The sequence below is a fragment of the Enterovibrio baiacu genome (genome assembly GCF_004120195.1).
Classification (GTDB): Bacteria; Pseudomonadota; Gammaproteobacteria; order Enterobacterales; family Vibrionaceae; genus Enterovibrio; species Enterovibrio baiacui.
The window spans coordinates 1-12121 of record NZ_SCHN01000017.1 but is presented as its reverse complement, the minus strand read 5'-3'; the positions used below and the strand labels follow the sequence as shown (position 1 = coordinate 12121).

The 12121-nt window shown below is 48.2% G+C and carries 10 protein-coding genes and 1 pseudogene; 4 read left to right on the top strand and 7 right to left on the bottom strand.

Annotated elements, in window-relative coordinates; translation table 11 throughout:
* Nucleotides 1–2 precede the first annotated feature (2 nt).
* Entirely contained in the window at nt 3–977 is a 975-nt protein-coding gene (dusC, locus tag EQP46_RS17980; RefSeq protein ID WP_129494966.1) for a tRNA dihydrouridine(16) synthase DusC, read from the top strand.
* A 112-nt stretch (nt 978–1089) separates the two neighbouring features.
* Here dusC and EQP46_RS17975 read toward each other — a convergent pair whose 3' ends face one another.
* Nucleotides 1090–1764 (bottom strand): Rossmann-fold NAD(P)-binding domain-containing protein, encoded by a 675-nt coding sequence (locus tag EQP46_RS17975; RefSeq protein WP_129494965.1) that lies wholly within the window; start codon nt 1762–1764, stop codon nt 1090–1092.
* A 301-nt stretch (nt 1765–2065) separates the two neighbouring features.
* On the opposite strand from EQP46_RS17975, the gene EQP46_RS17970 reads away from it, so the two are divergent.
* Nucleotides 2066–2707: a YecA family protein gene (locus EQP46_RS17970; protein ID WP_129494964.1), complete on the top strand. Its 642-nt coding sequence runs from the start codon at nt 2066–2068 to the stop codon at nt 2705–2707.
* A gap of 19 nt (nt 2708–2726) precedes the next feature.
* A complete protein-coding gene (locus EQP46_RS17965) occupies nt 2727–3122 on the top strand; it encodes a (deoxy)nucleoside triphosphate pyrophosphohydrolase (RefSeq protein WP_129494963.1) in 396 nt (131 codons plus the stop codon).
* A gap of 75 nt (nt 3123–3197) precedes the next feature.
* Here the strand turns inward: EQP46_RS17965 and dsbB are convergent, their stop codons facing one another.
* Nucleotides 3198–3737 carry a disulfide bond formation protein DsbB gene (gene dsbB, locus EQP46_RS17960; RefSeq protein WP_129494962.1) on the bottom strand — a complete coding sequence of 180 codons (540 nt, stop codon included), beginning with the start codon at nt 3735–3737 and terminating at the stop codon, nt 3198–3200.
* A gap of 85 nt (nt 3738–3822) precedes the next feature.
* Nucleotides 3823–5403, bottom strand: a complete 1581-nt coding sequence (nhaB, locus tag EQP46_RS17955; protein WP_129494961.1) for a Na(+)/H(+) antiporter NhaB — start codon at nt 5401–5403, stop codon at nt 3823–3825.
* Between the two features lie 742 nt (nt 5404–6145).
* Between nhaB and fadR the strand changes: the two genes are divergently transcribed.
* Nucleotides 6146–6997, top strand: a complete 852-nt coding sequence (gene fadR / locus EQP46_RS17950; RefSeq protein ID WP_129494960.1) for a fatty acid metabolism transcriptional regulator FadR — start codon at nt 6146–6148, stop codon at nt 6995–6997.
* 98 nt (nt 6998–7095) lie between these two features.
* On the opposite strand, the gene EQP46_RS17945 is transcribed toward fadR, so the two are convergent.
* The 4 genes and pseudogenes from EQP46_RS17945 to EQP46_RS17930 all read right to left on the bottom strand — a co-directional run.
* Nucleotides 7096–8640: a SpoVR family protein gene (locus EQP46_RS17945; protein ID WP_129495063.1), complete on the bottom strand. Its 1545-nt coding sequence runs from the start codon at nt 8638–8640 to the stop codon at nt 7096–7098.
* 64 nt (nt 8641–8704) lie between these two features.
* Nucleotides 8705–9976, bottom strand: coding sequence for a YeaH/YhbH family protein (locus EQP46_RS17940; protein ID WP_129494959.1), 1272 nt, complete (start codon nt 9974–9976; stop codon nt 8705–8707).
* Between the two features lie 40 nt (nt 9977–10016).
* Nucleotides 10017–11831, bottom strand: a pseudogene (locus EQP46_RS17935) (PrkA family serine protein kinase); the annotation flags it as partial.
* A gap of 16 nt (nt 11832–11847) precedes the next feature.
* Nucleotides 11848–12121: transposase (locus EQP46_RS17930; protein ID WP_161972874.1), on the bottom strand; the 274-nt coding region annotated here is incomplete at its 5' end.

Below are 12121 nucleotides of genomic sequence, written 5' to 3'. Positions count from 1 at the left end.
ACGTGAAACTCGTTCTTGGTCCTATGGAAGGTGTGCTTGATGCGTTGATGCGTCAAATGCTCACTGAAATCAATCACTACGACCTCTGTGTGACGGAGTTTGTGCGCATTGTTGACAGCCTTCTACCACCGCGTGTTTATCACCGTATGAGTCCTGAGCTTGCTGCGGGCGGTAAAACGGCATCTGGTACCCCTGTGCGCATTCAATTGTTGGGGCAATCGCCACAGTATATGGCTGAAAACGCGGCGCAGGTGATCGAGCTTGGTTCTGCGGGCGTTGACATCAACTTTGGCTGTCCTTCAAAAATGGTGAATGGCAGCAATGGTGGTGCGGCGCTGCTGAAAAACCCGGAATTGATGTATCAAGTGGTGAAAGCCGTTCGTGACGCTGTGCCGAGTGATGCGGTTGTCAGTGCAAAAGTGCGTTTGGGCTTTGATGATTGTTCGCCCTACCGTGAAATTGTCGATGCCGTGCAGTCCGCTGGCGCGAATGAAATCGTGGTACACGGTCGAAGCAAAGCGGATGCTTATAAGCCGGGCACGGTGCGTTGGGATTTGATTGGCGACATTGCTGATCGCCTCACCATTCCTGTGACGGCAAACGGTGATATTTGGGGGCAAGATGACGCCATTCGTTGCCAAGAGGTAACAGGTTGCGACACGTTAATGGTGTGCCGTGGTGCGTTAAACATGCCTAACCTTGGTGCCCATATCAAAACCGGACAAGCACCGATGACGTGGCATGAAGTGTTGATTTTATTGGTGCGATACTCTGAATTTGAAATCCGCGGTGACAAAGGCTTGTACTACGCAAACCGTGTTAAGCAGTGGTTCCGCTACCTGAAAGATCAGTATCCAGAAGCACACCCTGTGTTTATGGAATTGCGCCAATACAACGACAAATTCAAAGTGCTTGCCGTCATCGTTGATGCGCTTAACGCGCTAGAGAAGAAGCCTGTAGCTGAGGCCGTGTTCTAAATACACTCGGCGCTATTTTTATCGCGACTCAGACAGTAAAAAGGCAGACGTAGCGTCTGCCTTTTTCGTTGTTATTCGTTACGGTAAACGAGTAAGGGGTGTCAAGGAATGCTCAGGAGTGCGTTAACACGCGACCCGGAAGGATGCGCATATCCAGCCTTCCCGGCCAGTTTTGCTCCGTTAACGCTTGGATCATGCCCCGTGCAACTCTCACCGCTTCGACAGGCTCAAAATCTGCGAGTGGCCCTGCGAGGAAAGGCTTGAAGATCGGCATAATGCGCTGAAGCATTTGCTCATCTTTTCTTTCAATATCACGCTGGCCAAGCAACGGCCCAGGTCTTGCGACAAGCAGGCGTTTGAACCCCATCTCAGAGAGCGCGCGTTCCATCTTCCCTTTGCAACGCAGGTAGTGAGAAGGGGACCAAGGGTGAGCGAATAGGCTAGAGACAACAGAAACGTGCTTTACGCCCATCACTGCCATCATGCGTGCCACTTTCACCACTAAGTGCAAATCAACCTCTTCCAAGGCTTTGCTGGAACCCGCGATTTTTTTCGTGGTGCCAAGGGCGATGTAACCCTGCAGTGGTACGGGCCATTCAGGCTGCCAATGTGTCACCGTCAGATCCTGACTTTGATGCACAATGATCTTCGGAGAACTAACAGCAATGGGACGGCGCGTCACCACGTGAATTTGTGTCACGTTAGGATCGCCAAGCAATTGATGGAGGATTTCGTCACCCACCAAACCCGTAGCACCTGCCAAAATGACACTTCGAGACAATGGCACTAATAAGTCCTTTTCAATAAGTGAAAGCACAACGAGGCTATCACGGAGTGATATAAAGTGATCATATTGATGATTTGGATATTCGAGACAAATCGTCGTCTGTTTTGCTGAAAAATAGCATAAGCGATGTAGAATGCACGCTAGCGAAATGATCGTAATCAGACAATCATCAAGAGAAAAGCGTAAGAATCTGTAACGGTTCGTTGGCTACTTTTAAACTCGCTGATTTATCGTCTCATATGCTTCCTATTCGTAGGGGGGAGGGGCGACTACTCTCTAATTTTAAACCTTGAGATCCGTAATGACCAAACTTGTTGAACTGCATGACGATTGGGCAGGAATGCCAGCCACGTTTATTGAAGGTGCACTCTTGGCAGCAAACTTATCGCCAGCACCACTAGACCCTGACATGTGGCTTCCTTTGCTCATTACGGGCGGCGTTGAAGAAGACAATGTTGAGCCGCTGAATCCAGAGAAAAAGCGCAGCATCATGTTACGTTTCGAGCAGCAATATGCCTTGCTTATGAAGCATGAATACGCGTTACCCACGGAGCTTGCATTGGAATCGGCGCGCACTGAAACGCACCAAGCGTTTGCAGAAGGCTTCTTAGCGGTGTGGCCTCACATTGAACCAGCGTGGCAGGAAGTGACGGTGTCAGACGGCAGCCGTCGTATGTTGTCTGCCCTAATGACCACCATGCTGTTTTTGCACGACGAGCAGGGCACGCTGGCACAAATGGAAGAAGCGGGGCTTTCTTCGCTGCCCTCACCAGAAAAATACTATCAGCAGCTTCCACTCATGATTAACGAAGTGGCACTGGCGGCGGATGAAGTGCAACAAGGATCGGGCGCGCGTGCGGTGAATCCTTACAAATCCGTGGGGCGAAATGATCCTTGCCCATGTGGTAGTGGCAAGAAATTCAAAAAATGCTGCGGCAAGTAAGCGTGAGCGGTAAAGAATAATGACCGATAAGCCACTTTGGGTGGTGGCAGGTGTGGTCACAGACGGTGAGCGTGTGCTCATTACCCAACGCCATGACACCGAAGAAGCAAAAGGATTGTGGGAGTTTCCCGGTGGTAAAGTCGAAGCGGGAGAAACGGAACCAGAAGCCTTGGCGCGCGAGTTGAAAGAAGAGCTCGATATTACCGTTGCTGTGGGGGATTTTCTCACCGAAACCTTGCATCACTACCCAAACAAATCGGTATTGCTGCGCAGCTACCGTTGTCGATGCGAAACAGGAAATATCACTTTGCTTTGTCATCAAGCCATGGCTTGGGTGACAGCGTCAGAGCTGGTGGATTATGACTTCAGTGATGCTGATAAACCCTTGGTGTCGTTGTTGCTGGAGCAACACTGAGTCGGCTCACCTGCCACCAATAAAAAATCCCTGCCTAGGCAGGGATTTTTCTATCTGGGTTCGTCTATTGAAAGACTAGAACAGACGACGTTCGCGGCGCTTACCAAAGAACTGAGAAAGCACAACGATAACGAGCACAATCAGCATGGCAGCAAAAATGATCACAAGCCATTGTGGCATGGACAGATCGAAGAATTGCCAAACCACTTTGCTGCAATCGCCGTTTGCTTCAAACATCCAAGGTACCCATTTGTTGAGTGGGGCCCAAGAAGGGAAAGAAACGAAGATGTCGCATGTTGCGCCAAACAAATCGTTAGGATCAGGAAACTGATAGCCAACGTGTTCAATGGATAGTTTTAATCCATAACCCGCAGATACGCCCCAACCCAACAAACCAGCCCAGCGGATGAGCCCATTTTGTGGTGCCAGTAAGCCAATGAAAGCAGCGACCAAAACGCCCGCCATGGCAACACGTTCATAAATACACATCACACACGGTGCAAGGTTCATCACGTGTTGAAAGTAAAGCGCGCATAACTCAAACCCTAAAACAGAAAGCAAGAGCAGAAGCCACGCTCCGCGGGTTCGAGAGATTTCATTGAAAAAGGCCAACATAGTTAACGTATCCGTTCTAAAAAGACAAAGCCCTGCGTAGGCAGGACTTTGCTATTCAAAGTGTTATTTGACCAAAAATCAACAATTAATGGCCAGAGGTCACTGCACTAACAGCACTTGCATCACCCAGTGAGATCCAGCCAGCAGCGTAGAACCAATCTGTCATTGGTACCAACAGCAGCTCAATACCCGCCAAGCCAACAAGACCCATCACGACGGTATATGGCAATGCCATGTACACCATTTTGCCGTAAGACAACCGAAGTAGCGGTGCAAGCGTTGACGTTAGCAGGAACAAGAACGCAGCTTGGCCGTTCGGCGTTGCAACTGAAGGTAGGTTAGTACCCGTGTTGATAGCAACCGCCAGCAATTCAAACTGTTCACGTGTGATCACACCATCCATGAGTGCTGCTTTCACTTCGTTGATGTAAACCGTACCAACGAATACGTTATCAGACACCATAGAAAGCAAACCGTTCGCGATGTAGAACATGGTCAGCTGTGCGCCACCTTCAAGTTGAAGTACGGCGCTGATGACGGGCGCGAAAAGCTCTTGGTCAACGATGACCGCAACGATAGAGAAAAATACGGCAAGTAGCGCGGTAAATGGCAGTGCTTCTTCGAAGGCTTTACCAATGTGGTGTTCATCAATGACGCCTGTGAACGACGTAGCAAGGATGATAACCATCAAGCCGATGAGGCCAACAGCCGCAAGGTGCATGGCCAGAGCAATCACAAGGAATACTGCGATACACGCCTGTGCAATCAATTTTGCCACGTCGATGTTTGTGCGCTTTGCTTTTTCAGCGTTGTTGAATTCAACAAGGATCGCACGCACGTTTTCTGGAAGCTCTGTGCCGTAGTCAAACAGGCGGAACTTCTCTACGAACAAACAGGTAAGCAAACCACAAACCAACACGGGTAAGGTTACAGGCAACATGCGGATGATGAACTCACCGAACTGCCAACCCGCTTTTTCAGCAATGATCAGGTTCTGTGGCTCACCTACCATGGTCATTACGCCACCCAATGCCGTACCGACACCTGCATGCATGAGCAGGCTACGTAGGAATGCACGGTATTGTTCAAGGTCTTCGCGGCTTAGGTCATCACCGAGATTATCGTCAGAGGTTGGGTCGTTATCTGCGGCACCACCTGATGCGACGCGGTGGTAAATAGAGTAGAAACCAACCGCGACGCTGATAACAACAGCAATAACAGTTAGGGCATCCAAGAATGCAGAAAGTAAGGCTGCTGCTGCACAGAACGCGAGAGAAAGAAGGGCTTTAGAGCGGATGCCAAGGAGTATCTTTGTGAACATATACAGCAAAAGCTGCTTCATGAAGTAGATACCTGCAACCATGAAGATCAGCAGCAGTAGCACTTCAAAGTTTGCCACAAGCTCATGTTTTACTGTGCTGGCATCGGTCATGCCGATCGCAACAGCTTCAATGGCTAACAAACCGCCTGGTTGAAGTGGGTAACACTTCAGCGCCATCGCCAGAGTGAAAATAAACTCGATGACGAGTAACCAACCTGCCACAAATGGGTCAATTGCGAAGACAATTGGGTTGATAATCAAAAATGCGATGATTGCTACTTTGTACCAGTCAGGTGCTTTACCGAGAAAGTTCTTGGTAAAGGCATTCCTTAGCGTAATTGCCATGTCTGTTTCTCTGTTCTTATGAAATAAGCTAATTTTCTTGGAAAATTGAAAAGAAGGTGTAAATAAACTGTTGTTGAGGCTGGCGGTTGTTTTGCATTATTCGCCTTTGGTGGAAACAGGAGAGGATTTACAAACCTAACGTCGATTTCTCAACTCGCACGACCTTTGATGCCCCATCGCACAGGTATACACGGAGCACACAATACAGCGAGTTTCTAAACAGTCAACATTCCTTTTCGTGTTAATTAAATTACTGGAATTTGTTACGAAAAAAAGCAACAAGGACGCGAGTCAGTTGACGGTTTCTGTAACATTTTGCGGCGGTATTTTATGCTGCGGTGGGTATTGATACAGTGATGCGGATCAACATTGTCCGAGCAGAGTTTCATGCTTTGGTGATTTTTATTCAGTGAGTTAATGCTAATGCACGTGAATATTGAGCTATTTATGAATAATCATTGAATGAGCGCCTAATCCCTGCATTAGAGGTTATCGATGAAATTGCGAAGCGCTTGGTGGTTTTTATTGGACGCCGTGTGTTTTAAACGGTGCGATTTTTATACCACTTACTGCTGATACGGGTTGTGTATGGCGCGTTGAAAATTTCTCTGTATGTGAACTGGCTCAGGCGGTGGACGTTAAATGACGTGAATCGATGTCACCGGAAGGTTTCTCGGTTGATGTGAGAAGTGGTATGATGAGTTATTAATCAGGATAAGAAGCAACTTGGATACAATACTAAATGGTTATTAAGGCTGATAGCCCGGCAACGTTTGCTGAGAAATATATAATAGAAAGTATCTGGAATAATCACTTTCCTCAGGGCTCTATTTTGCCTGCAGAGCGAGAGCTATCAGAACTTATTGGCGTTACGCGTACAACGCTTCGTGAAGTCCTTCAACGCCTTGCACGTGACGGTTGGTTAACCATCCAACACGGCAAACCTACCCGTGTTAATGACTACATGAACACGTCTGGTTTAAACATCCTTGATACGCTTGTTACCCTTGAAGGTGAAGATGTTCATGGCGTGCTAGAAAACCTTCTTGCAGCACGCACTGACATCAGCGGCGTTTACATGCGCTATGCGATGAAGAACGATGCACAGTCTTGCGCCGCGCTGATTGAAAAAGTCATTAGCCGTTGTGAAACACTGCTTGCGAGCGACAGCTTTACTGCGTTCGTTGATGACGTGGAAGAAAAAGCAGCCATTCAGCAAGACGTGAAAAAGATTTACGATACCTTTGGTAAGCTGGACACTGAATTGTGCGAGGCAGTTTGTCGCGGCCGTGCGTTCAACCACTTCGACTATATGTTGTTCCAAGGTATGGCTCAGCGTTCGGGCAATAAAGTTTACGTATTGACCATGAACGGCATGCGTAAGATTTACTCGCGCGTGGGTGGTTATTACTTCATGGATCAACGTGCTTGTGAGCTGGCACTTCAGTTCTACCGTGACCTTCTGGATTTGACGCTTTCAAACAGCCATGGTGATGTGGCTGACCGTATTAAACAGTATGGTCGTGAAAGTGGTGCGATGTGGTTCGGTAACCGCGATACCATTGCAAAACTGATGGAACAAGAAGAAGCGTAAACGCTTCGTGTTGTGTCTTTAGGCACAACAGAGAGACACGAAAAAAAACCGCCAATTTGGCGGTTTTTTGTTTTTATGGATAAGCCGCTCTGCGGGTACTAAGTCCCTGGGATCAAATCCGGATCAAACTGCGGGCGCTTTGGACACGTCGCGATGATCTTTCCTTTCCCTTCTGGGGTTTCCTCTTCGAGCACCACTTCAAACCCCCACAAACGATGAACATGTTTGAGCACTTCCTCGTGTGAGTTTCCGAGTGGAATTCGGTTGTGTGGCACATAGCGCAGCGTGAGCGAGCGATTTCCACGTAAATCAACATCCCAAACCTGAATGTTCGGTTCGTGGTTGGCCAAATTATACTGAGCGGAAAGCTTCTCGCGCAGTTGCTGATAACCTTCTTCGTTGTGAATTCCCGTCACTTCTATGTAGTTCTGTCTATCATCGTCGTTGATGGCAAAGAACTTCATGTCGCGCATCACTTTCGGTGACAAGAACTGGCTAATGAAGCTTTCATCTTTGAAATTGTGCATGGCGAAATGCAGTGTTTCGAGCCAATCAGAACCGGCAATGTCTGGGAACCAGTGCTTGTCTTCTTCCGTCGGGTTTTCACAAATTCGACGAAGGTCGGTAAACATGGCAAAACCCAAAGCATAAGGGTTGATACCGCTGTAATACTTGCTGTTGTAGGGGGGTTGAGCAACCACGTTGGTGTGGCTGTGCAGGAATTCCATGATGAAGCGATCACTCACCAAGCCTTCGTCATACATATGATTCAAGATGGTGTAGTGCCAGAACGTTGCCCAGCCTTCATTCATTACCTGCGTCTGTTTCTGCGGGTAGAAATACTGGCTGACTTTACGAACGATACGAATGGCTTCGCGTTGCCAAGGCTCGAGCAACGGTGAATGCTTCTCAAAGAAATACAGGATGTTTTCTTGTGGCTCTGAAGGGAAGCGCTCCACTTCGATTTCACGTTTCTTCTCGCTGGTGGGGATAGTGCGCCAAAGTGCGTTGACTTGGGTTTGTAGATAATCCTCACGGGCTTTCTGGCGTGCGACTTCTTCTGCCATGGAGATTTTCTGCGGACGCTTGTAGCGGTCGACACCGTAGTTCATCAAGGCATGGCAGGAATCGAGCAGTTTCTCGACTTCATCAACGCCGTATTTCTCTTCACATTCGCTGATGTAGTTTTTGGCGAAGAGGAGGTAATCAATGATGGAACTGGCATCAGTCCAGGTTTGGAACAGGTAATTTCCTTTGAAGAAAGAGTTGTGGCCATAGCAGGCGTGCGCCATAACGAGCGCCTGCATGGTGATGGTGTTTTCTTCCATCAAATAAGCGATACACGGGTCGGAGTTAATGACGATTTCGTACGCCAACCCCATGTGACCGTGTTTGTAATTGCGCTCTGTTTCGATGAATTTTTTGCCGAATGACCAATGGCTGTAGTTGATCGGCATGCCCACACTGGAGTAGGCATCCATCATCTGCTCGGCAGTGATAATTTCAATTTGATTCACGTACGTATCGAGCTTGTAGTGCGCCGCTACTCGCTTGATTTCAGTGTGGTATTGGTCAAGAAGATCAAATGTCCAATCTGGCCCATCACTGAGTGTCTTGTTTTTCTTCTTTGCGGAGACAGTCATCATGGTCCTCCTTGGCGTCCGAACCGAATGCGAAATGCTTAGTGCGTTTGCAACAACACGCCGACTAACTTACTTGTTTCTTAAATAGCTCCCTGAACACAGGGAAGATATCGTCGGCAGTTCGAATGTTCTGCATGGCGAAGTTTTCGTAGTTTTCATCAAGCGTTTCATATTCTCGCCAAAGCGTTTGGTGCGCACGGCGAGTAATTTCGATATAGGAATAATATCGCGTCACAGGCAGCAGTTGTTTTTCGAGTAATTCACGACAACCTGGGGAATCATCCGCCCAGTTATCGCCATCTGAAGCTTGTGCTGCATACACGTTCCACTCGCTAGCTGGATAGCGTGCTTTGACGATTTCATCCATCAATCGCAATGCGCTGGAGACAATGGTGCCGCCGGTTTCTTGCGAATAGAAAAACTCATGCTCGTCCACTTCTTTGGCTTGCGTATGGTGGCGAATGAACACCACTTCAACGCTTTTGTATGTGCGTGTTAAGAAGAGGTAGAGCAAGATATAAAAGCGCTTGGCGATGTCTTTGGTGGCTTGGTCCATTGAACCCGAGACATCCATCAAACAAAACATCACGGCCTGACTGCTTGGCTGTGGGCGTTTTTCGTAGTTCTTAAATCGCAAATCAAAGGTGTCGATAAAGGGCACGGCTTTGATTTTGTCTTTGAGCGACTGAATTTCTTCTTCGATGCGTTTCTCTTCGAGCGGCTGAGCAGGCTCTGTCCCTTTCAACAGTGCAAGTTCTGCTTCGAGCTCTTTCACTTTGCGTCGCTTACCCGCAGACATCGCTGTACGGCGAGCCAGTGAGTTTTGCAGCGAACGCACGATGGCAATGTTGGACGGTACACCCGTGGCTTTGAAACCAGAGCGATGGGTTTTGTATTCGACCAACTTGGTCATCTGATTTTTTTGAAGGTTAGGCAATTCTAAGTCTTCAAATAACAAATCGAGATATTCGTCTTTGGAAATCTGAAACACGAACTCGTCTTGGCCTTCGCCGTCAGGACTGGCTTGCCCTTCTCCTGCGCCGCCACTTCCACCACCGCCAGGTGGGCGCTCGATGCGATCACCTGCGATGAATTGATCGTTGCCAGGATGGACAGCATCACGCTGTCCTCCTTTGCCTTGACGAAAAGTCGGCTCTCGGATGTCGCGAGAGGGGATAGTGATGCTCTCACCACTATCCACATCGGTAATCGAGCGTTGATTTACGGCATCAGCAATAGACTCTTTAATCTGCCTCTTGTGACGACGTAAAAAACGTTGGCGATTGACCGTACTCTTGTTTTTTCCGTTGAGCCGTCGATCTATAAAATGCGCCATAAGCCCCCCGTATGCTGGTTACTTCTCTGACTACGCTGAATTATGAAGACTTACGCACGCGTAGGTACCATTCAGACAGGAGTCGCACTTGCTTGCGGGTATATCCCTTCTCCATCATACGAGCGACAAAGTCGTCGTGTTTCTTCTGCTCTTCGGTCGACGTTTTGGCATTGAAGGAAATGACAGGCAGCAGCTCTTCTGTGTTCGAGAACATTTTCTTCTCAATCACAGTACGAAGTTTTTCGTAGCTGGTCCAAACCGGGTTCTTGCCTTCATTGTTAGCGCGAGCACGAAGCACGAAGTTAACAATTTCATTTCGGAAGTCTTTAGGATTACTGATCCCCGCAGGCTTCTCGATTTTTTCCAGCTCGCTGTTCAATGCAGAGCGGTCGAACAATTGGCCGGTATCCGGATCGCGGTACTCTTGGTCTTGGATCCAGAAGTCTGCGTAAGTCACGTAGCGGTCAAAGATGTTCTGACCATATTCAGAATAAGACTCTAGGTAAGCGGTCTGAATTTCTTTACCGATGAACTCAACGTATTTGGGAATCAAGTAGCCTTTGAGGTTCTCAAGGTACTTCTCTGCCACTTCTTGCGGGAATTGTTCACGTTCGATTTGCTGCTCGAGCACATAGAACAGGTGCACAGGGTTAGCCGCGACTTCTGAATGGTCAAAGTTGAACACGCGTGACAGGATCTTAAAGGCGAAGCGCGTAGAAAGACCGTTCATGCCTTCATCGACGCCCGCGTAGTCACGGTATTCTTGGTAAGACTTGGCTTTTGGATCCGTGTCTTTCAAGGTTTCACCGTCGTACACACGCATTTTCGAGAAGATGCTTGAGTTCTCAGGCTCTTTCAGACGAGAAAGGACACTGAAGCGCGCAAGAATATCGAGCGTGCTTGGCGAGCATGGTGCGGATGAGAGCTCACTGCTCTCTAATAGCTTGTCGTAAATCTTCATCTCTTCCGATACGCGCAAGCAGTATGGCACTTTCACAATATAAACACGGTCGAGGAAGGCTTCGTTGTTCTTGTTGTTACGGAATGTCTGCCACTCGGATTCGTTTGAGTGAGCCAGAATCATGCCGTCAAAGGGCAATGCTGACAGGCCTTCTGTACCGTTGTAGTTACCTTCTTGCGTGGCTGTCAGTAATGGGTGAAGCACTTTGATCGGTGCTTTGAACATTTCGACGAATTCCATCAAGCCTTGGTTGGCTTTACACAGCGCGCCGGAGTAGCTGTAGGCATCTGGGTCATCTTGCGCAAAGTGCTCGAGTTGTCGAATGTCGACTTTGCCGACCAAGGACGAAATGTCTTGGTTGTTCTCATCGCCCGGTTCGGTTTTGGCCACTGCAACTTGGTCTAAGATTGAAGGGCGTACTTTCACCACGCGGAATTTACTGATATCACCGCCGAATTCGTGCAGGCGTTTAGCTGCCCAAGGCGACATGATAGAACGAACGTAACGTTGTGAAATACCGTACTCGCTTTCAAGCAAAGCGCCGTCTTCAACAACATCGAATAAACAGAAAGGATGGTCGTTTACCGGGCTGCGTTCACCGTTGGCTGTCAGAATGTACACAGGCACTTTCTGCATCAGGCTTTTCAGTTTTTCAGCCAGTGAGGATTTACCACCACCAACAGGGCCAAGGAGATACAAGATCTGCTTACGTTCTTCCAGGCCTTGGGCAGCGTGTTTTAAGTAGGAAACGATTTGTTCTATGGCTTCTTCCATGCCATAAAAATCTTCGAAGGTTTTGTAGCGTGAGATGACTCGGTTTGAAAAGAGGCGACTTAAACGTGGGTCTAACGCCGTATCAATCATCTCGGGTTCACCGATTGCCATTAACAAACGACTATGGCGTCAATGATTAATTCTTAGCACTGTTTTCATCCCACATGCTGCCGTCTCTGAGCATAGAATTTAAGATAACAACCATCTTTCTCACACAGGCAATGATGGCGACTTTTTTGGGTTTTCCAGCGTTGACTAAACGCGTGTAGGTTGCTTTAAAAGTAGGGTTACATTGCATCGCAGACATCATTGCCATGTAAAGAACTGTCCGCACTTGAGCGCGTCCTCCTTGGATGACGCGTTTTCCTTTGTAGCGTCCACTTTCTTTTGTCATGGGAGCTACACCAATC